Here is a 20,534-nt window from a genome sequence, read left to right as displayed (position 1 = left end):
ATGCACGAAGTTGAGCAAAATTCATGTCCGTCGGGTGATCGACGTCGTGGGGTCTTGACGGCTCAGCCGGGCCTGCGCGCGGTCAGGTAGAGCTGTTCCTCCGGCCGGACGCCGGGATGGCTCGACTCGTACCGGACCAGTTCGCGGTAGACGATCTCCAGGCCGGCGCCCTCCAGCCGCGCGACGAACTTCCCGGGCAAGTAGCTGCTCGCGCGGATCGGGTGCCCGAGGAAGCTGGACTCGACCTCGTCGGCGTCCGCGGCCACCGTGCCGAGCACGAAGTGGCCGCCGGGCACGAGCCACGTCGCCACCTTGGCCAGCACCGCGTCGAGTTCGCCGCGGGTCATCTGGAGGAGGGAAAAGAATGCCGTGACGGCGTCCAGGCTCCCAGCAGGCCGGGTCAGCGCACGGAGGTCGGCCTGTTCGAACCGCGCGGCCGGGACCCGGGCTCGCGCGATTTCGATCATCTTCGCCGAGATGTCATACCCGGTGATGTCGTGCCCGGCGGCGGCGAGGGTCTCGGCGACTGGACGGCCGGTGCCCGAGCCGAGGTCGACGACCGTGGCGCCGGGCGAGAGGCGGCCGAGCAGCCATTCGAGCACGGCCTTCTGCCCGGTCTGATCGGGAAAGGCGGTCTCGTAGTCCGTGCCGAGCGCGTCGAAGACCTCGGCGGCGGTTTCGGGGCTGGTCATGACCGTCCACCCTGCCAGACCTAGGATCCCGGCGTGGCTGGTTTGCGGGGTGTCTTCGCCGGGTTCGGCAAGAGCAGGGCGTTCGCGGTGCTCGGGCGGGCGCTGGTGCCCGCCGACCGGGTGCTGCTGCGGATCAGCGGCGGCCGGGTCGGCGTCGGCGCGGCGGTGGGGCTGCGGACGCTGCTGCTCACGACGATCGGGCGGCGCAGCGGCGAGCCCCGCCAGGTGCCGCTGCTGTACGTCGAGCGGGCCGGCGGGTACGTCGTGATCGGCTCGAACTGGGGCGGCGAGGAGCACCCGGCGTGGTCGGCGAACCTGCTGGCGAACCCGGCGGCGACGGTCGCGCTGCACGGGCGCGCGATCGACGTCGCCGGGCGGCTCCTGACCGGGGACGAGCGCCGGGAGATGTGGGACGCGGTCGCGGCCTACTGGCCCGCGTACGACCGGTACGCCGTGCGGGCCGAGCACCGCGAAATCCGCGTCTTCCTGCTGGAGCCGGTCAGCCGATGATGTCGGTGTGCCGGATCCGGTACACCTGCAGCCGCAGGTTGTAGTACTTGTCGGTCTCGCCGACCCAGTTCATGCCGAGCCGCTTGGCGACCGCGATCGCCCGCGTGTTGTTCGGCCGCGCGACGGCGAACAGCTCCTCGGTGTCCTGGGTGAACGCCCACTCGATGAGCGCGGTCGCCGCCTCGGACGCGTAGCCCTTGCCCCAGACGCCGGGGGCGAGCTGCCAGCTCAGTTCGAGGTCCTCTTCGAACGGTGGCAGCAGCCGGATGCCGAGGCCGCCGATCACCGCACCGTCCTCTTTGCGCTCGATCGCCCACCGGCCGCGCGGCGGCGGCAGGTTCGGCTGCGCCTCCTGCCAGGCGTGCAGCACCGCGCGCATCGCGCCGATGTCGCCGACGCGGTCCATGGCCGGGGTCAGCCAGTGCGTGACGTCCTCCGCGCCGTAGACGGCGAACGCGGCTTCGGCGTCGGCAGGCGTCCAGTCCCGGATCACGAGCCGGTCGGTGCTCAACGGGGTCTCCATACCAGGACGCTACGCCGGGAGGGCGCCGATTGTTCCCGAGCAAAAGTGCTCAGAAGATGAACACTTAGGTGACGACGATGGAGGCATGGACAAGGTGTTGGAGGTCTCCTCGGCCGAGGAGTGGCGTGCGTGGCTCGCGGCGGCTCGCGAGACATCGGTGTGGCTGGTGATCCGGCGCAAGGGGAGCGCGGTGCCGGGGGTGCGGATCCACGAGGCGATGGAGCAGGCGCTGTGCTTCGGGTGGATCGACAGCAAGGCGCTGCGACGGGACGCCGACAGCACGTACCTGTGCTTCACGCCGCGGAAGCCGGGAAGCACCTGGAGCCGGGTGAACCGGGAGCGGGTGGCGCGGCTGACGGCGGCCGGGCTGATGACGCCGGCCGGTCAGGCGGTGGTCGACCTGGCCCGGCGGACCGGGACGTGGGACGTGCTGGCCGAGGCGCAGGACGGCGTGGTGCCGCCGGATCTGCGGACCGCGCTCGACGCGGATGCCGTGTCAGCGCGGTACTTCGCGGAGTTCCCACCCTCGTCGCGGCGGCTGATCCTGGAGTGGATCGCTCGCGCGAAACGGCCGGAGACCCGGCAGCGGCGGATCGCGACGACGGTGGCGCTGGCCCGGGAGAACCGCCGGGCCGCCCACCCACCCGTCGTGAGTGGTAAGGCGGGTTAGAACACGCCGTACCACTCACGACCCGCGGCGGCGCGAATTCGGCCTACAGTCGGTGCGTGGACGAGATGCCTGCCCTGCTGGCCCGCGCCGCCGAACTGGGCGCCCGCTACCGCGCGTCCCTTGCGGACCGGCCCGTCGCCCGGCCCGTCGACCCCGCCGCTCTCCGGGCCGGCTTCGGCGGGCCGCTGCCGAAGGAGCCGAGCCCACCGTCCGAAGTGCTCGAACAGCTCGCCCGCGCCGCCGAACCCGGGCTCGTCGCCACCGCCGGGCCGCGCTTCTTCGGCTTCGTCATCGGCGGTGCCCTCCCCGCCGCCACCGCGGCGGACGTCCTGGCCGCCGGGTGGGACCAGAACGGCTTCAACGCCGTCCTCTCGCCCGCCGCGGCCGCCGCCGAGGACGTGGCCGGTGGCTGGCTCAAGGAGCTGCTCGGCATCCCGGCGGGCGCCTCCGCCGGGTTCGTCACCGGCGGACAGGCCGCGAACACCGCCGGCCTCGCCGCCGCGCGGCACCACGTGCTCGCCGAAGCCGGCTGGGACGTCGAGCGCGACGGGCTCGCCGGGGCCCCGCGCGTCCGGGTCGTCGCGAGCGAAGAACGGCACGCCACCGTCGACCGCGCCCTGCGGCTGCTCGGCTTCGGCACCCGGGTCGTCGAGCCGGTCAAGGCCGGTCCGCAGGGCGCGATCGACGTCGGCGACCTCCGCCGGGTGTGCGAAGCCGGCCGCGGGCCGCTGATCGTCTGCCTGCAGGCGGGGAACGTCAACACCGGCGCGTGCGACGACCTCCGGGCCGCCCGTGCGGCCGCGGGCGACGCCTGGATCCACGTCGACGGCGCCTTCGGCCTCTGGGCCGCGGCGAATCCGAAAACCCGCGCCCTGCTCGACGGCGTCGAACTCGCCGACTCCTGGGCCTGCGACGGCCACAAGTGGCTCAACGTCCCGTACGACTCCGGCTTCGTCTTCTGCGCCCGCCCGGACGTCCACGCCGCCGCGATCGCCTACCGGGCCGCCTATCTCACCGGCGCCGGCGAGGTGTCCGGCATGGGCGACCTGACGCTGGAGTCGTCGCGCCGCGCCCGCGGGTTCGCCGTCTGGGCGGCGCTGCGCGAGCTGGGCCGCGACGGCGTCGCCGAGCTCGTCGACCGCTGCTGCCGGCTCGCGCGCCGCTTCGCCGGGAGGCTCGCCGACGGCGGTGCCGAGATCGCCAACGACGTCGTCCTCAACCAGGTCCTGGTGTCCTTCGGCGACGACACCGACGCGCTCATCCGGAAGGTCCAGGACGACGGCACGTGCTGGCTCGGCGGCACCACCTGGCGCGGCCGCCGGTACCTGCGGATCTCGGTGTCCGGCTGGGCGACGACGGAGGCCGACGTCGACCGCAGCGCCGCGGCCGTCCTGCGCCTGGCTCAGTGACCTTCGCGCACCGAAAGGGGATCCGTCCGCCAGGCGATCTCCTTCTCGCCGCCCGTCGGCCAGCTCGACGACAGCCGGCGGCGGACGCTGCCCAGCGCGCCCAGCTCGGCGAGGTCGACGCGGGCGCCCTGCGCGGCCAGCGCCGACACCTCGGCGGTGGTGAGCGGGACGAAGTCGAAGTACTGCGCGTCTTCGCCGCCCACCCAGTCGACGAACTCGGTGAAGATCGCGGCGAACGACTGCCCGCATTCCGGGCACCGGCGCAGGGAAACGCTGAAGTGCGACTGCTCGACCAGGCGATGGGTCTTGGTGAGCCGGGTCGTGCAGAACGCCAGCGCGGTCAGGGCGTCTTCGCCGGAGCAGCGCGCGCAGCCGAACTCGGTCATCGGCCGATCATTCCACGCCGGTGAATCCGCGCCCGGCTGGGGGAGCATCGGGAAATCCGTTGACCGTACTGATTTGGCCCTGGCCGGAAATGGTCTGGACCTGTTAACCTCGGCGCGGCCACCCCGTCCGGATGGGAGAATGCCGTGCTCCGCATGAGAAAACGCATCGCCGTGGTCGCGCTCGCGCTGGCCGGCGCCTCCGTCGTCGCACCACCCGCGGACGCCGGCCAGAGCCGGGGCAAGGTGATGGCCTACTTTGCCGACTGGGACGTCTACGCCCGCGGCTACCACGTCAAGGACATCGAGACGTCGGGTTCGGCCGCGAAGCTGACCCACATCAACTACGCGTTCGGCAACGTCACGGGCGGCGGCTGCGCGGTCGGCGACCCGTGGGCCGACCACGACATGCCCTACGACGCCGCCACGAGCGTCAGCGGCCAGGCCGACAGCACCGAACCCGGGGCGCTGCACGGCAGCTTCAACCAGATCCGCGAGCTCAAGAAGCTGCACCCGAAGCTGAAGGTGCTGTGGTCCTTCGGCGGCTGGACGTGGTCGGCGGGCTTCACCGAGGCGGCGAAGAACCCGGCCGCGTTCGCGGAGTCCTGCTACAACCTGGTCAACGACCCGCGCTGGGCCGGCGTCTTCGACGGGATCGACGTCGACTGGGAGTACCCCAACGCCTGCGGCAACACCTGCGACGCCAGCGGGCCGAAGGCGTTCACCGGGCTGGTCAAGGCGCTGCGCGCGAAGTTCGGGCGCCAGCTGGTGACCGCCGCGATCACCGCGGACGGCTCGGCGGGCGGCAAGATCGACGCCACCGAGTACGGCGCCGCGAGCCGCTACCTCGACTGGTACAACGTGATGACCTACGACTACTTCGTCGCCGGTGCCAGCCCGACCGGGCCCACCGCGCCGCACTCGCCGCTGCGCGCCTACCCGGGCATCCCGAGCGCCGGCTACTACGCCGACGCGGCGATCCAGAAGCTGCGCCGCCAGGGCGTGCCGTCGTCGAAGATGTTGCTGGGCCTCGGCTTCTACGGCCGCGGCTGGGACGGCGTGACGCAGCAGCAGCCGGGCGGCACGGCCACCGGCCCCGCGCCCGGCACCTACGAAGCCGGCGTCGAGGACTACAAGGTGCTCAAGACCCGGTGCCCCGCCAACGGCCGGGTCGCGGGCACCGCGTACGCGAAGTGCGGCTCGCAGTGGTGGAGCTACGACACGCCGGAGACGGCGTCGGCGAAGGCCGGTTACGCCAGGTCGCAGGGGCTCGGCGGGGTGTTCGCCTGGGAGCTGTCCGGCGACACGGCGGACGCCGAACTGCTGCGGGCCATCGCCGGCCGCTGCTGAACCAGAGCTGGAGGGCCCGGGCGCGAGCGCGTCCGGGCCCTTCGTCCACTTAGGATTGCGCCGGGAACCCGTGCCGCCGCGCGCCGAGCACCACCGCGAGCACCGGCAGCAGGAGCACGAGCAGCGTCCACGGGAAGGACGCGGGCCCGGCGGCGTCGAGCAGGACCCCGCCGGCCACCCCGCCCGCGGCCATCGCCGCGTTCCACAGCGTGACCAGCATGGCCTGCGCGTTGTCCGCCGCCTCGCCGCCGGCGTTCCCGGCCGCCGTCTGCAGCAGCGTCGGGACGCCGCCCCAGCCGAGTCCCCACAGCGCCACGGCGACGTAGACCAGCACCGGACTGCCCGCGAACCCGGCCAGCAGCGTGGCGGCGAGTGCGACGCCGAGGGTGCTGAGCACCGTCAGCGTCCGCAGCGCCCGGTCGATCCGGGCGCCGACGATGCCGATGCCCGCCATCGACGCGACGCCGAACACCAGCAGGACGACGTCGACCGCGTCGCCCAGCCCGGCGTGCGCGAGGAAGGTGGCGACGTAGGTGTAGAGCACGGTGTGGGCCAGCACGAACACGAGCGTCACGGCGAGCACGGGCACGACACCGGGGACGGCGAGCGTGCGCAGGACCGGCGTCCGGCCGGTCGCCTGCCCGGGCTCGTCGGGCACCGCCGCGGCGATCCAGGCGAGCAGCACCACCGCGATCACCGACATGACGCCGAACGCCGAGCGCCAGCCGAGCAGGCCGCCGAGGAACGTCCCGGCCGGGATGCCGAGCGACAGGGCCAGCGGGATGCCGGCCATCACGACGGCGATGGCCTTGCCCTGGTTGTCCGGGACGAGCCGGCGCGCGTAGCCGGCGAGCAGTGCCCAGACGACGCCCGCGGCCACGCCGGCGACGAAGCGCGCCACCATCGTCAGTGCGTAGTCCGCGGACAGTGTCGTGACGGTGTTGGCCACCGCGAACCCGGCGACCCCGGTGAGCAGCAAGCGTTTGCGCGACCAGGCCGCGGTGGCGGCGGACAGCGGGATCGCGGTGAGCGCGGTGCCCAGCGCGTAGATCGTCACGGCCTGGCCGGCCGCGGCCTCGCCGACGCCGAGGCCGGCGCTCATGCCGGGCAGCACGCCGGCGGGCAGCGCCTCGGTGAGCACGGTGACGAACGCGGCGGTGGTCAGGGCGAGGAGGGCGGCCAGTGGAAGCGTCCGGGGGCGGAGGTTCGTCATGCCGCTATGCTCGAACCCTCACATCGATGTGAAGGTCTACCGCGGCGACTGTGAGGTGGCACACATGCGGATCGGCGAGCTCGCGGAGCGCACGGGCACGTCCCGCCGGCTCCTCCGCTACTACGAGGAGCAGGGCCTGATCATCGCGAGCCGCGGCCCGAACGGCTACCGCGACTACGACGAGCCGACGGTCGACCGGGTGATCCAGGTCCGCGGCCTGCTCGACGCCGGGCTGCCGACCCGCATCATCAAGCAGATCCTGCCCTGCCTCGACAAGCCGCGCACGATCTACTTCCCGGACGCGACCCCGGAGATGATCGCGACCCTGGAAGCGGAGCGCGACCGCATGACCCGCCGCGCGGAATGCCTGCTGCGCAACCGCGACGCGATCGCCGAGTACCTGACGGCCGTCCGCGAGTACGGCGCCGCACGGACCGCAACTCCCCAGACGTCATGAAAGAGTCGTTCATGACGTCCGGCGAAGTGAACGACTCTTTCATGACGTCGGTCGGCCCGGCACCTCACCAGCGGCGGGACGGGTCGATCACGTGGACGGCCGCTTCCTCCGCCGAGGCCGCGCCGCCGTCGATGCCGGCGTCCGAGGCGTACAGCTCTTCGTCGGTGTCTTCGCCGAAGCCTTCGTCCGTGGCGACCAGCCGGCCCGCGCGGACGTCGCCGACCTCTTCGTCGATCAGCTCGCCGTCGGTGTCCTCGGTGTCGCCGAGCCCGTCGTCGTCGAGGTCGTCGGTCAGGTCGGGAACCTCGCGGGCGAGCCGGCCCGCCCAGCTCTCGCCCTCGGCGGTTTCGCGCGCCGTGGTGCCCCAGCCTTCGGTCGCCTGGGCGCGCTCCGGCGGTGAATAACCTTCCGCCAGCTCGTCGCGGTCGTCCAAAGTGTCCTCGGGATCGAGGATGCCGTTGTCGGCGTTGTCTTCGATGTCGTCGTCCACGACCACCATCTTCGCGCAACTCATTGGCCACGCCCAGCCAGGGTGATATGACCGTGCAAACAAGGCTGAAAGGTGATCCCTCATGCCGATGAGACGCAGGGTGCTGGCCGCGGGGCTGGCCGGGGTGTTCGGCGCCGCGCTGTCCGGGCGGACGGCGCAGGCCGCGGAGACTGCCGAAGCCGCTCCGCCGGTGCGGCTCGACCAGCTGAACCTGGTCAACCTGTCGCACGTCAACGACCCCGCCACGACCAACGTCTTCCCCGGGGACCCGGCCTTCGAGCTGGAGACCATCGCGACCATCCCGGAAGACGGCTACTACCTGCAGTTCGTCCGCGAGGGCGAGCACACGGGGACGCACTGGGGCGCGCCCGGGCACTTCAACACCGGCGAGCCGCTCGCCGACGACATGGACCCGGCCGACCTGTTCCGGCCGGCGGTGAAGATCGACGTCCGGGCGAAGGCCGCGGCGAACCCGGACTACGCCGTGACGATCGACGACCTCAAGGCGTGGGAGAAGCGCCACGGCCGGATCCCGAACGAGTCGGTCGTGGTGCTGTGGACGGGCTGGGACGCCAAGTGGGGTACGCCGGCCTTCCCGAACACCGACTCCAGCGGGGTGCTGCACCAGCCGGGCTTCTCGATCCCGGCGGTGCAGTGGCTGATCGACACCGGGCGCCTGGGCCGCCGCGGCGGGACGGGCACCGACACGTTCAGCCCGGACGTGGGCACGGACGAGACGTACACGGTGTCGAAGCTGGTCTACCGGCGCCACCGGATCAGCCTGGAGATCCTGGCGAACCTGAAGGCGCTGCCGACCACGGGCGCCTGGGTCCTGGCGGGCGGCCCGATCAACCGCAGGGGGGCCGGTTCGACGGCGACGATCTTCGGCGTGCTGCCGCCGGGGGTGAAAGCGGGCTAACCGGCCGACAGCGTCGACAGCCGCAGCGACGAGAGCGGGGCCGGGTGGCCGAAGCGGTAGCCCTGGGCGGTGGTGCAGCCCGCGCGGGTGACCAGCTCGGCCTGCTCGGCCGTCTCGATGCCCTCGGCGACCACCGCCACCTCGAGGTCGGCGCACAGCCCGACCAGCGACCGGCACAGCGCCGCGTCGCGGTCGGGGCGGACTCCCGTGGTCAGCGCCCGATCCAGCTTGATCAGGTCCACCGGCAGCGCGTGCAGCACGGTCAGCGAGCTGTACCCCGCGCCGAAGTCGTCGAGGGCCACCCGGACGCCCAGGTCCTGCAGCCGCCGGATCGCCGCCGCGCCCGCCTCGAGGTCCGGGACCGGGACCGTCTCGGTGATCTCGACGATCAGGCGCTCCGCCGGCAGGCCGTACCGGTCCAGCGCCGAGCCCACGCTCTGCTCCAGCGTCGCGGCACCCAGCCGGCTCGCGCAGACGTTGACGTGCACCGTCAGGTCCAGCCCGGCCGCGGTGATCTCGCGGCAGGCCAGGTCCAGCACCAGCGCGTCCAGTTCCGCGCCGAGGCCCGCACCCTCCGCCGCCCGCACGAACGTCTCGGGCGACACCGCCGTGCCGTCCCGCGTCGTCCAGCGGGCCAGCGCCTCCACCGCCACCGGCTGCTCGTCGGCCAGCCGGACGATCGGCTGGAACACCAGCGCGAACCCCTCCGGGAGGCCGCCGTCGGCGCGGCGCAGCGCCGACGGGAAGTCGGGTGGCCCGTCCGGCGACGGGTGGTAGACGACCGCCGTGTCCTTGCCGAGCCGCTTGCCCGCGTACATCGACGTGTCCGCGCGGCCCAGGAGCACGTCCGACGTCACCGCAGGCTCGGCCGGGTCCGGCACGACCAGGCCCATGCTCGCGCGGACTCCGACCAGGGTGCCGTGCACCGCGAACGGCCGCCGCAGCGCGCTCTGGATCCGGTCGGCCACGGCCTGCGGGGCGTCGACCTCGCCCTCCAGCAGGATCGCGAACTCGTCGCCGCCCAGGCGTGCCACCGTGTCGCCCGCGCGGACGCAGCTCAGCAGCCGCTGGGCGACCGCGTGCAGCAGGACGTCGCCGCCCGCGTGCCCGAACCGGTCGTTGACCTCCTTGAAGTCGTCCAGGTCGACGAAGATGAGCACGAGCGGCCCGTGCCCGCCGTCGGCGCCCTGCTCGACGGCCCGGTCCAGCCGGTCGGCGAACAGCGCCCGGTTGGCCAGCCCGGTCAGCGGGTCGTGGTAGGCCTGGTGGGTCAGCTGCTGCTGGCCCTCGTACACCCGGCGCAGCAGCAACCGGTTGTCCAGCAGGGAAAGCAGCTGCCGGGCCAGCACCAGGAACACCACGAGCACGCCGACGTACACCTCGACGGCGTCCGGGCCGGCCCCGGCCACGACCTGCACGGTGATCAGCAACGCGACCGCCGTGACCGGCAGGTACGGCAGCGCCACCTGCCACCAGTCGACGCCGACCGGCTGGCCGGCGTCCCCGCGCCGCCGCTTGTCGGGCGTGACCAGCAGGGCGAAGGCGATGAACAGCGGGCCGAGCACGAACCCCGCGTCCGACCACGGCTTCATGCTCTCCGCGCCGATGCTGACCAGGTAGGCGAACACGCTGTCCGAGCAGGCCAGCGCGACGATCCCGACGGCGGCCAGCAGCAGGTTCGCGCGGTAGGGGCGGTCCACCCGGTCGAACACGACCAGCAGCACCGCGACGACCACGACCACCAGGTCCGACAGCGGGTAGGCCATGGCGACGGCCCAGGTCAGCGCGTCCGGCCCGGTGGCCCGGACCACCTGCCCGAGCGCCGCGGTCCAGGTGAGGATGAACAGCGAGCCGGTGACGACGAGCCCGTCGAGCACCACCGCGACGCCGAAGTGCGCCGTCCACTGGGCGGGCTGCCAGCGCTCGCGGTCCGGCCGCGCCCGCGCCCTGGCGAGCACGAACAGGGCGGCGAGCCCGAACACCGGGAAGCTGAGGTACCCGACATCGGCCAGCGACGGCGACGGCAGCCCGCGCCCGTCGACCAGCTGGTACCAGGACCAGACGCACTGGCCGAGCGACCAGCCGGTCATGCCGGCCGCGACCAGCACCCGCCACCAGCGCTGGTGCCCGCGGACCCGCCGCGCGACGACGAACCCGCACACGACCGCGGTGACCCCGGCGCTCAGCTGCATGGCGTCGTCGACCCAGAGGGCGAAGGTGTCGCCCCAGAAGGCGAAGCCGTTGACCACGATGAGGGCCGCCGTGCCGAGGACGAGCAGGATGGCCACTGGGTACCGCCGCACAGTCATGGCACCTCACGCGGTCACGCACGCCGGTAGGACCGGCAAACACTACACCGGGCGTGATCAAGCACAAGCGCACCGGCGTCGGTCGAAGTCCCGGCGGTGTGGCAGGCCGGCGGCGCGTGTGGCGCTCTCCACCGTGAGCTGACGCCACGCGACCGGGGCAGCCGATGGACGCCGGGCCCTGGTTCGGCGAGGACCCCGACTGCTGCGGGCGCGGCACGCGGGACCGTGGCCGGCGCAGCACGGGCAGTGCTTCGAGAACTGGGGGCCGCGGCGCAGGCCGCCCGAACGGGGTGGGCGAAGGTCCTCGCGGACTGGCGCGTCGGCGGTGCCGGTCGACGTGCTGCGGGGCCGTCGTGCACCCGGGCGCTGGTGGCCGCGGGGGTGACGCCGCACGACGCGCTGGCGGCGGCGTCGTGGAGTGCGCGGGAGTACCTGGGGCTGGGCGGCCTGGAACCGGGTGCCCCGGCGGACGCGGTGGTCTACGACCGGGATCCGCGGGGCGACCCGGACCAGCTCGCCGACCCGGCCGCCGTGGTGCTGCGCGGCCGGTGCGTGCGGCGCCGCTAGTGGGTGTAGTTCTTCCCCAGCGGCATCCCCGGGATCGGCTTCGCGACGAGCGCCACCGGCACGAAGTAGCACATCTGGCCGAGCACGAGGGTGAGCGTCCACAGCGCCTTGTCGTCGTAGCACGCGGACGCCCTGGCGAACAGCTCGTCGGGCACGCGCTCCCGGCCCGGGCTCGTGGTGAAGACCGCCTCGGCGAGCTCCAGCGCGACGCGTTCGGCTTCGTCGAAGTACGGCGAGGTCGGCCAGGACGCCACCGTGGCGACCTGCTCCTCGGTCGCGCCGGACCTGCGGAGCAGCTCGGCCTGCCGGACGGTGTGGTAAGTGCTGCCGACCAGCTGCCCGATGCGCAGCTGGACCAGGTGGATGGTGCGCCGCGGGATCGAGCCGTTCATCGTGATCCTGGTCAGCGCGCCGGCGATCTCCCCCATCTCGGGGAAGTACTGCGCGGGGTCGGGCAGGCGGGACTTGTCGGACACGGGTTCCTCCTTCGTTTCGTGTCTCGACGAAACGGCCCGCCGGAGTGTGAGGTGACGTCACAAACCGCCGCCCCGAACCGTCGGAAGGGTGTGACCGATGTTCTGCACGAGCGGCGGCAGCTGACCGGCCTCGCCTACCGGCTCCTGGGCTCGCTGAGCGACGCCGAGGACGTCGTCCAGGAGGCGTACGGCCGGTGGTACGCCCTGACCGGACCGCAGCGGGACGCGATCGAGTCGCCCGCCGCGTGGCTGACGACCGTGGCGAGCCGCATCTGCCTCGACCAGCTCGGCTCGGCCAGGGTCCGGCGGGAGCGCTACGTCGGCGAGTGGCTCCCGGAGCCGCTGCCCGGGGAGGTGGGGGCGCTCGCCGACCCGGCCGACCGCGTCACCCTGGACGAGTCGATCACGATGGCGTTCCTCGTGGTGCTCGACGCGATGACGCCGGCCGAGCGGGTGGCGTTCGTCCTGCACGACGTGTTCGGCTACCCGTTCGCGGAGGTGGCGGCCGTCCTCGGGCGGTCGGCGGCGGCTTCGCGCCAGCTGGCGTCCTCGGCGCGCCGCCGGGTCCGGGCCGGCATCGCGGCGCCGGCCCAGGGGAGCGCCGAGGTGGTCCGCGCCTTCAAGGCGGCCTGGGAGGCGGGGGACATCGAAGGGCTGGTCGGGCTGCTCGACCCGGAGGCCACGGTCGTCGCCGACGGCGGCGGGCTGGTCAGCGCGGTGCGCCGCCCGATCGTGGGCGGCGAGCGGGTCGCGCGCTACGCCGTGGACCTCACGGGCCGGATGGCGGCGCTGACGCTCGTCGAAACCACGGTCAACGGGCGGCCGGGCCTGGTCGCCGAGCGGGACGGCGCGATCGTCGCGGTGATGGCCTTCGAGGTGACCGGCGCCGTGGTCCGGCGGATCTGGGCGGTGCGGAACCCCGAGAAGCTCGGCCGCTGGCGGGGCGCGCCGGCCTAGCCGGCCCCGCCGTGGTCGTCGTGCCGGCTCCGCGGGGCCGGCACGACGAACGCGATCACCGCCGCCGCCAGGCCGGCGAGCACGGACAGGTGCGCGGCGGCCGGTACGGCACTGAGCAGGAAAAGCCGTAACGACCCCGAGATCAGCAGGCGCCACATCCTCGGGCTCATGATCAACAAGTACCCGCGGCGGGCCGCGGTCAACCGGTGCCGAGGCAACGGACCGGTCACGTTCACCCGCCGGGGTGGCGCCGTCATTTCGACACCTTCACCAACGGCGGTCGTGTGGGTTTCCCCTGGGAATCGTTGTGGCGCAATGTGTTTCGTTGTCAACACAACGCCAACAAGTTTCGGCGATTACCCGGATGGCGGAAAAGGAAACCGCGGGATAACGATCCGTTTGCCGGAGCGTGATCGACTGGACATCGGCGGTGGCGCTGGCGAACATTGACCTTCGTGCGTGGGAAGGGGAGGACGGTGAGCCTCAGTGCGGCGGACGTGGTCGGCGAACTCAAGGCCCTTCGCAAAGGGAGGGCAATTTTCACGACACCGCTCGCGGACCGGATCGGCCCCGCATTGCGCTCAACTTGCGGCATTCTCGAAGATGACGGAACCGTGGAGATGCGGCGTAAGCTGTCCGACCGATTGCGCCCGCTCGTCGAGTCGTTGCCCGACGATCTGAAGATCGCTTTGCTCGCCGCGTTCGCCCTCGACGAGCGGGCGCGGAAACCGTTCTACCAGGAACGGGTGCACTGGGCGGCGATCACGCTCGACCGCGACGACCGGACGGTCCGGCGGCGCATCGACGAGGGAATCGAGCAGATCGCCGCGCTGGCCGTCGCGGCGGCCGTGCCGGCGCCCCGGCACTATCCTGGCCGCCGCTGGCACACCGAAGAACTGCGCGTCACCCTGGCCCTCGACCAGCCGGTGCCGGAGGCGTTCGAATTCCGGCGGGTGGTCGCCGACGCCGACGAAATCGCCGTCCTCGACCTGGCGCTCACGTTGCCGGTCGCCGGCGAATCCGGCGATTCGGTCACGGCGTCCGAGCTCGGTGTCGACGTGTTCTTCGGCGGGGTGCTCGACGATCCGGTGATGGAATCGAGTGACCGGATCGGGCTGGCGTTGCGCCCGCCGGAGCCGTTGCGCCGCGGGGTGCGACACGAGGTCGGTCTGCGATTCCGGGCGAACCTGCGAGAACCGCGTTACGTCTGCGTTCCGCGGCATCCGTGCGATCTTTTCGATCTGCACGTCCGGTTCGGTGAACACGTGCCGGAACGGATCGTGCGGTTGGAAGAGCTTTCCCCCGGCGGTGCGGGTGACTGGTCGCGAACCGGTGCCGCACTGGCCGCCGACGACGCCGGCGAAGTGCACGTCCGGTTCCGGAACCTCGCCCCGGGTTACGCGTACGGAATCCGCTGGACCGATTAACGGACAATATCTGGACAACCAACGGCACACTGCAACGTTGCTGGTCAGCGGCTCGATAGTCCGGATGTCGGACCGGGAACCGCCAGACGGCACAGCGTCCGTTGTGGACGGACGACCTCCCGGTGGCGGACGCGAGGAGGGCGGCGTGGAGACCATGATCGCGGAGACGGCGGCAGCCGTCGACGGCTACACCGTGCTGGAGGATTCGCCGCGGCCGGAGGGCGGCCTGGCGAAGGAGCGGCTCGACCCGGTGGTGGCCGCGGCGCGCGACGGCGACCCGGACGCCGTCCAGGCGCTGCTGCGGCTCATCAAGCCGACGGTGGTGCGCTACTGCCGGGCGCGGATCGGCGGGCGGGACCTTTCGTACCTCTCGGCCGACGACGTCGCCCAGGAAGTGTGCCTGGCGGTGCTGAAGGTGCTGCCGAACTACCAGGACCGCGGGGGCTCGTTCCTGTACCTGGTGCGCGCGATCGCGGCGAACAAGGTCGCCGACGCCTTCCGTTCGGTGGCCAGGGACCGGTCGAAGCCGGTGCCGGAGCTGCCGGACCGGCCACTGGGCGGCAACGAGCCCGAGAACCACGTCCTCGAGCTGGACCTCGGCGCCCGGCTGGGCCGCCTGCTCGCGGCGCTGCCGCCGCTGCACCAGGACATCCTGTCGCTGCGGATCGTCGCCGGCCTGACGGCGAACGAGACGGCGGAGGCACTGGGCATCTCCGCCGGCAACGTCCGCATCACCCAGTTCCGCGCCCTGACGAAGCTGCGCGGCATGATCGGCGAGCTGTAGGCGTCACTCGAGCCATTCGGTGACGAAGTGGTCGCTTTCGTGGATGTGCACGGCCTCGTCGGGGACGGGCACGGCGAACTTCGCTGTCGCTCACCCGGCCAGGGCAGCCGTGGTGACGACCTGGCGGAGCCGGCCGAGCGCCCGGTGCTGGGCGACGCGGACCGCGCCCGGCGTCGAACCCACCGCCGCCGCGGTTTCCTCCGCCGACAGGCCGACGACCACCCGCAGGACGACGATTTCCCGTTGTTTCCGGGGGAGCACGCCCAGGAGCTTCGCCATCCGTTCCCGGAGTTCGCGCCGGAGCGCGTGGTCGGCGGGGCCCAGCGACGAGTCGGCCTCGTCGGGCAGTTCGGCCACCGGCTCGTCCTGCCGGGCGGCCGCCTTGCGCGCGGCGGCGACCTTGGTCCGGGCGACGCCGCAGACGAAGTCCGGGAAGGGCCGTTCCGGTGGTCGCCGCGGCAGGGCTTTGAGCAGCGCCACGCAGACGTCCTGGGCGACGTCGTCGGCCGAGTCGGGGTCCAGCCGCGCGCGGCAGTAGCGCTCCACGAGCGGCCGCGCGGTGGCCAGCGGGTGGTCCGGGGTGGTGGTCATGGCGTCCCTCCGTCGGGGGGAACTACCCGCATTCGACGCGGATCGACCCGGCCGGCGGCGATTCCCGGCTATTTCCGGTGCTCCCGCGCAAGGGGCGACGATCCCTTGGTCGACAAGGGAAATGACCTAGTCCTGCGCGGTCGGCCGCACCACGATCTCGTTGACGTCCACCTCCGCCGGCTGGTCGATGGCGAACGCGATCGCCCGCGCGATCGCCGCCGGCGGGATCGCCACCGCGTCGCGGGTCTCGCCGAGCCGTTCGCGGACCGCGGCCTCCGGGATGCCGTCGATGAAGCCGGTGGCGATCATGCCCGGCGACACCAGCGTGACGCGCAGATCCGGGCCCGCTTCCTGGCGCAGGCCTTCGGAGATCGTGCGGACGGCCGTCTTCGTCGCCGCGTACACCGCCATCGCCGGCACCGTGCGGTACGCCGCCGTCGAGGCCGTGTGGACGAACTGGCCGTGGCCCTGCTCGCGGAACACCGGCAGGGCCGCCGCGATGCCGTGCAGCACGCCCTTGACGTTGACGTCGATCATCGCGTCCCAGTCGTCGACGCGCAGGGAGTCCAGCGGGGAGATCGGGCCGATGCCGGCGTTGCCGACCAGGACGTCGAGCCTGCCGTGCGTTTCCCGGGCCAGCCGGACCAGCGCGGCCACGTCCGCCGGGCGCCGGACGTCCGTCGGCAGGGCGACCGCGCCCAGCCGCTCGGCCAGCGCGTCCAGCCTGTCCTTGCGGCGCGCGCCCAGCACGACCTTCGCGCCGCGCTCGGCGAGCAGGGTGGCCGTGGCCGCGCCGATGCCGCTGCTCGCCCCGGTGATCACGACGACCTTGTTCTCGATCATGCCGCTCCTTCGGAAGAACCTAACCGGACACATGTCCGTTTACACGGTAGTGGACAGGTGTCCGGTTGGCTAGGGTGGCCGGGTGACGCCGATGCGAGCCGACGCCGAGCAGAACCGCGAGCGCATCCTGGAGGTCGCGCGGACGGCGCTCAAAGCCTCCAGCGCCGCCTCACTGCAGTCGATCGCGAAGGCGGCCGGGGTCGGCCAGGGCACGCTCTACCGGCACTTCCCCAGCCGGGAGGCGCTGCTGATCGCGGTCTACCGGCACGACCTCGACGAGCTCATCGCCGCGGCGCCCGCGCTGCTGCGCGAACAGCCGCCCCGGGAAGCGCTCCGCAGCTGGTTCGAGCGCCTGGCGGCGTACGGCCGCATCAAGCACGGCGTCGCCGAGGCGGTCGAAGCCGCCACGCGCGCCGACCTGTCCGGCGAGTACTACGCGCCGGTGGTCCAGGCCATCACGCTGCTGCTCGACGCGGGCAAAGCCGCGGGCACGCTCCGCACGGACGTCGACGCCGAAGACGTCCTGCTGCTGGTGGGTTTCCTGTGGCGCAACGACTTCGGTGCCGAGCGCGAAGCCCGCACGCGGCACCTGCTGTCGGTGGTCATGGACGGTTTGCGTCCCTAGATGTACTGACCGGTGAGGTCGGGGACACGGCTGACCGGGGGCGTGCGAGTGAGATGTCCGCGGTAAAGCCGGGCCATGCCGCTTCGCCGAGGTCGCGGCAGCGGCCGGGCGATGCGCCCCAATGTGGCGTTCGGTGCGTTGGACGCACCGAACGCCACATTGGGTGCGTTGGACGCAAACAACGCCACATTGAGGTTTTCTCAGTAGCGTCCGTGGTGTTCGTGGTGGGTGAGGACGAGGGCTGCTTGGACGATGTGGCCGATGCGGTGGGGGCAGAGGCTGATGTGGGTCAACGCTCGCCAGCGGGTTTTGAGGATGGCCATGGCGCGTTCACCCAGGGCGCGGGCCCGGGCGTGCAGCAGGTTGTGGACCCGTTGCCGGGCGTTGAGGGGTGGTTGACCTGCGGTTTTCTTGAACGGGGCAAGGATCCCGATCCCGGCTGCGTGGTAGGCCTTGTCGGCCAGAGTTCTCAGGCCCTGACCTGCAGCGGCGGTCAGTGCACCGACGATCCCGTGGTCGCGGGCGGCGGAGAGGTCGTTGCGGGAGCCGGGCAGCACCGCCGAGACCCACAGCGGGAACCCGTCCGGGCTGGCCAGGAACTGGATGTTCCCGCCGAAGGCGCGGTGCTTGCCCGAGTACCACAGGTGCACGATCCGGCCACGGTTCTTACCTTTGGTTTTGATCGTGGTGGCCGCGACCCGGTCACACGGGATCAGCGAACCGTCCAGGATCACATGCGTGTCACCTCGGGCGTGCCGCTCGCGCAGGACCTGATGCAGGTCCGGGGCCTGGGCGGCAAGGGCGGTGATCGCTTCGTGCAGGTAGCGGTAGGCGGTGGCGACGCTGATGCGGTGATCGGCCGCCAGCCGGTGCAGGGGGGTGGCGTCGCGGAACCAGCGCAGCACCAGCACCGCCTGCCAGTACGGGGTCAACGCGCGCCGGCCCCGGCGGGTGCCACGCCGCCGGCGCTCGGTGTGCAGGACACGGGCAACGAACCAGACCAGTTCACGCGCCACATCGAGGGTGGCACCATAATGGATCACGTGGGGCCTCTGGAACTCTAGGATTCGATCTTCGCAAATCCAGTCCTACCAGGGGCCCCACGCCTCATCCACACACCACACCGCTACTGAGAAAACCTCATTGGGGCGCTCGGGACACGGCTTCGGCCACGTCGGACGGCCTGCGCCCCTAGGGCTCCTGCTGGGACCGGAACGCGTCCAGCACCCGACGCTCCCTTTTGGTCGGCCGGCCCGCGCCGCGGTCGCGGCGGGCGACGGGGATCATCGCCTCCGGTGGCGGCTTCGGCGTCCGGTCCACGTAGCACGTCACCGCGTCCGGGGCGCCCACGCGCTTCTGGATCACCCGCACCACGTCGAACACCTTCGTCACTCCGCCGACGCGCAGGCGGACCTCGTCGCCCGGGACGACCGTGGTTGCCGGTTTGGCCGGTTTGTCGTTGACGCGCACGTGGCCGCCGCGGCAGGCCGCCGCGGCGTCCGAGCGGGTCTTCGTCAGCCGGACCGCCCAGAGCCAGCGGTCCACTCGGGTGGACTCCACAGTCGTCCATCATGGCCCATTCAGCGGCACGGTCCCGCCACCCCGTCAGGTTACTCGTGGGTACATGTCGACTTGTCTGCACCCCCGAGTTATAACTTGTTCTAAATACCTCAACGGTGAGGAACAACACATGAGTGGCGAACCCGTGTGGAGAACAACTTCTGGCTCCGTTTCCCGTCGTCTCTTCATCGCTGGAACCGGTTCTATCTTGGCGAGTGCCGCGCTGGCGGGCAGAGCCTCCGCCGCACCGGCGCGGCAGACCGCGATCACCGACGGCGCCCGCGTGTCCGCGCTGGTGATCGGGTCGGGCTACGGCGGTTCGGTCGCCGCGCTCCGGCTCGCCCAGGCCGGTGTCGACGTGCAGCTGGTCGAAATGGGCATGGCCTGGGACACCCCCGGTCCGGACGGCAAGATCTTCTGCACCACCCCCAACCCCGACCAGCGGTCGTTCTGGTTGCGCACCAGGACGAAACAGCCGTTCTCCCAGTTCCTCGGGTTCCCGATCGACAAGGACATCCCGCGCTACACGGGCATCCTCGACGCCGAGGAGTTCAGCGGGATCACCGTGTACCAGGGCCGCGGCGTCGGCGGCGGCTCGCTCGTCAACGGCGGCATGGCCGTCACGCCGAAGCGGGAGAACTTCGGCGCCGTCCTGCCCACGGTCGACGCGAACGAGATGTACGACGTCTACTACCCGCGCGCCAACGCCGGCCTCGGGGTCGCCACCATCCGCCCGGCCTGGTTCGACACCACCGACTGGTACCAGTTCGCCCGCGTCGGCCGGAAACAGGCCCAGCGGTCCGGGTTCCCGTTCGTGTTCGTCCCGGACGTGTACGACTGGGACTACATGGAGCAGGAGGCGGCGGGCACGGTCACGAAGTCGGCGCTGGCCGGGGAAATCCTGTTCGGCAACAACTACGGCAAGAAGTCGCTGCAGAAGACCTACCTGCCGAAGGCCGCCGCGACCGGCCGCGTCACCATCTCGCCGCTGCACCGCGTGACACAGGTGATCCCCGCGTCCGGCGGCGGTTACACCGTGACGATCGAACAGCTCACCACCGCGGGCGCGGTGTCCACCATCAAGACCGTCACGGCGGACACCGTGTTCTTCGCCGCAGGCAGCGTCGGCACGAGCAAGCTGCTGGTGAAGCTGAAGGCGACCGGCGCGCTGCCGAACCTCAACGCCGAGATCGGCAAGGGCTGGGGGGACAACGGGAACGTGATGTGCGGGCGCGCCAACCACATCTGGGACCCGACCGGGGCCTCGCAGTCGACCATCCCGTGCGCCGGCATCGACAACTGGGCGGCGGGCGGCGCCTTCGCCGAAGTCGCGCCGCTGCCGACCGGGATCGAGACGTGGGCGTCGTTCTACCTGTCGATCACGAAGAACCCGAACCGGGCGCAGTTCACCTGGAACCCGACGACGCGCGCGGTGGAGCTGAACTGGCAGACGGCGTGGAAGCAGCCGTCGATCGACATGGCGAAGACCATCTTCGAGAAGATCAACTCGACCGAGGGCACGATCTACCGGACCGACCTGTTCGGCACGTACAAGATCTGGGGCGACCATCTCACCTACCACCCGCTCGGCGGCGCGGTGCTCGGCAAGGCGACCGACAACTACGGCAGGCTCGCCGGGTACCAGGGCCTGTACGCGATCGACGGCTCGCTGATCCCGGGCAACACCAGCGTCAACCCGTTCGTCACCATCACCGCGCTGGCGGAACGCAACATCGAGAAGATCATCGCGCAGGACTTCTGACCCGCTGTCTCGTGAGG

General features: G+C 71.9%; 24 protein-coding genes. 12 read left to right on the top strand and 12 right to left on the bottom strand.

Features of this window, described 5'->3' with window-relative positions; translation table 11 throughout:
• Positions 1–62 precede the first annotated feature (62 nt).
• Positions 63–692, bottom strand: coding sequence for a class I SAM-dependent DNA methyltransferase (locus BLW76_RS39475; RefSeq protein WP_091317096.1), 630 nt, complete (start codon positions 690–692; stop codon positions 63–65).
• Between the two features lie 42 nt (positions 693–734).
• Between BLW76_RS39475 and BLW76_RS39470 the strand changes: the two genes are divergently transcribed.
• Positions 735–1,202: a nitroreductase family deazaflavin-dependent oxidoreductase gene (locus BLW76_RS39470; RefSeq protein ID WP_167385063.1), complete on the top strand. Its 468-nt coding sequence runs from the start codon at positions 735–737 to the stop codon at positions 1,200–1,202.
• Here BLW76_RS39470 and BLW76_RS39465 read toward each other — a convergent pair.
• Positions 1,192–1,725, bottom strand: coding sequence for a GNAT family N-acetyltransferase (locus BLW76_RS39465; RefSeq protein WP_091317093.1), 534 nt, complete (start codon positions 1,723–1,725; stop codon positions 1,192–1,194). The two genes, BLW76_RS39470 and BLW76_RS39465, sit on opposite strands and share 11 nt — an antisense overlap.
• An 85-nt stretch (positions 1,726–1,810) precedes the next feature.
• Here BLW76_RS39465 and BLW76_RS50585 point away from each other — a divergent pair, with 85 nt between their 5' ends.
• Positions 1,811–2,395: a YdeI/OmpD-associated family protein gene (locus BLW76_RS50585; RefSeq protein WP_091317092.1), complete on the top strand. Its 585-nt coding sequence runs from the start codon at positions 1,811–1,813 to the stop codon at positions 2,393–2,395.
• Positions 2,396–2,460: 65 nt separating this feature from the next.
• Positions 2,461–3,804: a pyridoxal phosphate-dependent decarboxylase family protein gene (locus tag BLW76_RS39455; RefSeq protein WP_091320451.1), complete on the top strand. Its 1,344-nt coding sequence runs from the start codon at positions 2,461–2,463 to the stop codon at positions 3,802–3,804.
• Here the strand turns inward: BLW76_RS39455 and BLW76_RS39450 are convergent.
• Positions 3,798–4,190 carry a hypothetical protein gene (locus BLW76_RS39450; RefSeq protein WP_091317090.1) on the bottom strand — a complete coding sequence of 131 codons (393 nt, stop codon included), beginning with the start codon at positions 4,188–4,190 and terminating at the stop codon, positions 3,798–3,800. The genes BLW76_RS39455 and BLW76_RS39450 overlap by 7 nt on opposite strands.
• Before the next feature lie 153 nt (positions 4,191–4,343).
• Here BLW76_RS39450 and BLW76_RS39445 point away from each other — a divergent pair, with 153 nt between their 5' ends.
• Positions 4,344–5,537 carry a glycoside hydrolase family 18 protein gene (locus tag BLW76_RS39445; protein ID WP_208613479.1) on the top strand — a complete coding sequence of 398 codons (1,194 nt, stop codon included), beginning with the start codon at positions 4,344–4,346 and terminating at the stop codon, positions 5,535–5,537.
• Positions 5,538–5,586: 49 nt separating this feature from the next.
• On the opposite strand, the gene BLW76_RS39440 is transcribed toward BLW76_RS39445, so the two are convergent.
• Entirely contained in the window at positions 5,587–6,750 is a 1,164-nt protein-coding gene (locus BLW76_RS39440; protein ID WP_091317087.1) for an MFS transporter, read from the bottom strand.
• A 64-nt stretch (positions 6,751–6,814) separates the two neighbouring features.
• Between BLW76_RS39440 and BLW76_RS39435 the strand changes: the two genes are divergently transcribed.
• Positions 6,815–7,207 (top strand): MerR family transcriptional regulator, encoded by a 393-nt coding sequence (locus BLW76_RS39435; RefSeq protein WP_091320450.1) that lies wholly within the window; start codon positions 6,815–6,817, stop codon positions 7,205–7,207.
• A gap of 64 nt (positions 7,208–7,271) precedes the next feature.
• Here BLW76_RS39435 and BLW76_RS39430 read toward each other — a convergent pair whose 3' ends face one another.
• Positions 7,272–7,697, bottom strand: coding sequence for a DUF5709 domain-containing protein (locus BLW76_RS39430; protein ID WP_091320448.1), 426 nt, complete (start codon positions 7,695–7,697; stop codon positions 7,272–7,274).
• Positions 7,698–7,779: 82 nt separating this feature from the next.
• Here BLW76_RS39430 and BLW76_RS39425 point away from each other — a divergent pair, with 82 nt between their 5' ends.
• Positions 7,780–8,616 (top strand): cyclase family protein, encoded by an 837-nt coding sequence (locus BLW76_RS39425; protein ID WP_091317086.1) that lies wholly within the window; start codon positions 7,780–7,782, stop codon positions 8,614–8,616.
• On the opposite strand, the gene BLW76_RS39420 is transcribed toward BLW76_RS39425, so the two are convergent.
• Positions 8,613–10,925 carry a putative bifunctional diguanylate cyclase/phosphodiesterase gene (locus BLW76_RS39420; protein ID WP_244170530.1) on the bottom strand — a complete coding sequence of 771 codons (2,313 nt, stop codon included), beginning with the start codon at positions 10,923–10,925 and terminating at the stop codon, positions 8,613–8,615. The genes BLW76_RS39425 and BLW76_RS39420 overlap by 4 nt on opposite strands.
• Positions 10,926–11,171: 246 nt before the next feature.
• Here BLW76_RS39420 and BLW76_RS39415 point away from each other — a divergent pair, with 246 nt between their 5' ends.
• Positions 11,172–11,492, top strand: a complete 321-nt coding sequence (locus BLW76_RS39415) for an amidohydrolase family protein (RefSeq protein WP_244170529.1) — start codon at positions 11,172–11,174, stop codon at positions 11,490–11,492.
• On the opposite strand, the gene BLW76_RS39410 is transcribed toward BLW76_RS39415, so the two are convergent.
• Positions 11,489–11,968, bottom strand: coding sequence for a carboxymuconolactone decarboxylase family protein (locus tag BLW76_RS39410; protein ID WP_244170528.1), 480 nt, complete (start codon positions 11,966–11,968; stop codon positions 11,489–11,491). The genes BLW76_RS39415 and BLW76_RS39410 overlap by 4 nt on opposite strands.
• Positions 11,969–12,058: 90 nt before the next feature.
• On the opposite strand from BLW76_RS39410, the gene sigJ reads away from it, so the two are divergent.
• A complete protein-coding gene (sigJ, locus tag BLW76_RS39405) occupies positions 12,059–12,925 on the top strand; it encodes an RNA polymerase sigma factor SigJ (protein WP_244170527.1) in 867 nt (288 codons plus the stop codon).
• Here the strand turns inward: sigJ and BLW76_RS48170 are convergent.
• The gene (locus BLW76_RS48170; protein ID WP_143060773.1) at positions 12,922–13,182 is read right to left on the bottom strand and encodes a hypothetical protein; all 261 of its coding nucleotides are present in this window, start codon (positions 13,180–13,182) and stop codon (positions 12,922–12,924) included. The genes sigJ and BLW76_RS48170 overlap by 4 nt on opposite strands.
• Before the next feature lie 240 nt (positions 13,183–13,422).
• On the opposite strand from BLW76_RS48170, the gene BLW76_RS39400 reads away from it, so the two are divergent.
• Positions 13,423–14,352, top strand: coding sequence for a hypothetical protein (locus BLW76_RS39400; RefSeq protein ID WP_244170526.1), 930 nt, complete (start codon positions 13,423–13,425; stop codon positions 14,350–14,352).
• A 154-nt stretch (positions 14,353–14,506) separates the two neighbouring features.
• The gene (gene shbA, locus BLW76_RS39395; protein ID WP_167385062.1) at positions 14,507–15,136 is read left to right on the top strand and encodes an RNA polymerase sigma factor ShbA; all 630 of its coding nucleotides are present in this window, start codon (positions 14,507–14,509) and stop codon (positions 15,134–15,136) included.
• Between the two features lie 90 nt (positions 15,137–15,226).
• On the opposite strand, the gene BLW76_RS39385 is transcribed toward shbA, so the two are convergent.
• Together BLW76_RS39385 and BLW76_RS39380 are read right to left on the bottom strand one after the other, a co-directional pair.
• On the bottom strand, positions 15,227–15,727 hold the full coding sequence (locus BLW76_RS39385) for a sigma-70 family RNA polymerase sigma factor (RefSeq protein ID WP_091317076.1): 501 nt from the start codon (positions 15,725–15,727) through the stop codon (positions 15,227–15,229).
• 126 nt (positions 15,728–15,853) lie between these two features.
• Positions 15,854–16,570: an SDR family oxidoreductase gene (locus BLW76_RS39380; RefSeq protein WP_208613478.1), complete on the bottom strand. Its 717-nt coding sequence runs from the start codon at positions 16,568–16,570 to the stop codon at positions 15,854–15,856.
• 91 nt (positions 16,571–16,661) lie between these two features.
• Between BLW76_RS39380 and BLW76_RS39375 the strand changes: the two genes are divergently transcribed.
• A complete protein-coding gene (locus BLW76_RS39375) occupies positions 16,662–17,195 on the top strand; it encodes a TetR/AcrR family transcriptional regulator (protein ID WP_091320444.1) in 534 nt (177 codons plus the stop codon).
• Positions 17,196–17,395: 200 nt separating this feature from the next.
• Here the strand turns inward: BLW76_RS39375 and BLW76_RS39370 are convergent, their stop codons facing one another.
• Both BLW76_RS39370 and BLW76_RS39365 read right to left on the bottom strand, forming a co-directional pair.
• On the bottom strand, positions 17,396–18,238 hold the full coding sequence (locus tag BLW76_RS39370; RefSeq protein WP_091317073.1) for an HARBI1 family protein: 843 nt from the start codon (positions 18,236–18,238) through the stop codon (positions 17,396–17,398).
• A gap of 148 nt (positions 18,239–18,386) precedes the next feature.
• Entirely contained in the window at positions 18,387–18,755 is a 369-nt protein-coding gene (locus BLW76_RS39365) for an RNA-binding S4 domain-containing protein (protein WP_208613477.1), read from the bottom strand.
• 208 nt (positions 18,756–18,963) lie between these two features.
• On the opposite strand from BLW76_RS39365, the gene BLW76_RS39360 reads away from it, so the two are divergent.
• Positions 18,964–20,517 carry a GMC oxidoreductase gene (locus BLW76_RS39360; protein WP_091317070.1) on the top strand — a complete coding sequence of 518 codons (1,554 nt, stop codon included), beginning with the start codon at positions 18,964–18,966 and terminating at the stop codon, positions 20,515–20,517.
• Positions 20,518–20,534 lie beyond the last annotated feature (17 nt).

This window comes from Amycolatopsis tolypomycina, assembly GCF_900105945.1.
In the GTDB taxonomy this organism is placed as follows: domain Bacteria; phylum Actinomycetota; class Actinomycetes; order Mycobacteriales; family Pseudonocardiaceae; genus Amycolatopsis; species Amycolatopsis tolypomycina.
This window is presented reverse-complemented; position numbering and strand designations above follow the sequence as displayed.

Coding starts and splice junctions, on each gene's coding strand:
- BLW76_RS39475 (WP_091317096.1), bottom strand. CDS start 692: ATGACCAGCCCCGAAACCGCCGCCGAGGTCTTCGACGCGCTCGGCACG.
- BLW76_RS39465 (WP_091317093.1), bottom strand. CDS start 1,725: ATGGAGACCCCGTTGAGCACCGACCGGCTCGTGATCCGGGACTGGACG.
- BLW76_RS50585 (WP_091317092.1), top strand. CDS start 1,811: ATGGACAAGGTGTTGGAGGTCTCCTCGGCCGAGGAGTGGCGTGCGTGG.
- BLW76_RS39455 (WP_091320451.1), top strand. CDS start 2,461: ATGCCTGCCCTGCTGGCCCGCGCCGCCGAACTGGGCGCCCGCTACCGC.
- BLW76_RS39450 (WP_091317090.1), bottom strand. CDS start 4,190: ATGACCGAGTTCGGCTGCGCGCGCTGCTCCGGCGAAGACGCCCTGACC.
- BLW76_RS39445 (WP_208613479.1), top strand. CDS start 4,344: ATGAGAAAACGCATCGCCGTGGTCGCGCTCGCGCTGGCCGGCGCCTCC.
- BLW76_RS39440 (WP_091317087.1), bottom strand. CDS start 6,750: ATGACGAACCTCCGCCCCCGGACGCTTCCACTGGCCGCCCTCCTCGCC.
- BLW76_RS39435 (WP_091320450.1), top strand. CDS start 6,815: ATGCGGATCGGCGAGCTCGCGGAGCGCACGGGCACGTCCCGCCGGCTC.
- BLW76_RS39425 (WP_091317086.1), top strand. CDS start 7,780: ATGCCGATGAGACGCAGGGTGCTGGCCGCGGGGCTGGCCGGGGTGTTC.
- BLW76_RS39420 (WP_244170530.1), bottom strand. CDS start 10,925: ATGACTGTGCGGCGGTACCCAGTGGCCATCCTGCTCGTCCTCGGCACG.
- BLW76_RS48170 (WP_143060773.1), bottom strand. CDS start 13,182: ATGACGGCGCCACCCCGGCGGGTGAACGTGACCGGTCCGTTGCCTCGG.
- shbA (WP_167385062.1), top strand. CDS start 14,507: ATGATCGCGGAGACGGCGGCAGCCGTCGACGGCTACACCGTGCTGGAG.
- BLW76_RS39385 (WP_091317076.1), bottom strand. CDS start 15,727: ATGACCACCACCCCGGACCACCCGCTGGCCACCGCGCGGCCGCTCGTG.
- BLW76_RS39380 (WP_208613478.1), bottom strand. CDS start 16,570: ATGATCGAGAACAAGGTCGTCGTGATCACCGGGGCGAGCAGCGGCATC.
- BLW76_RS39375 (WP_091320444.1), top strand. CDS start 16,662: ATGCGAGCCGACGCCGAGCAGAACCGCGAGCGCATCCTGGAGGTCGCG.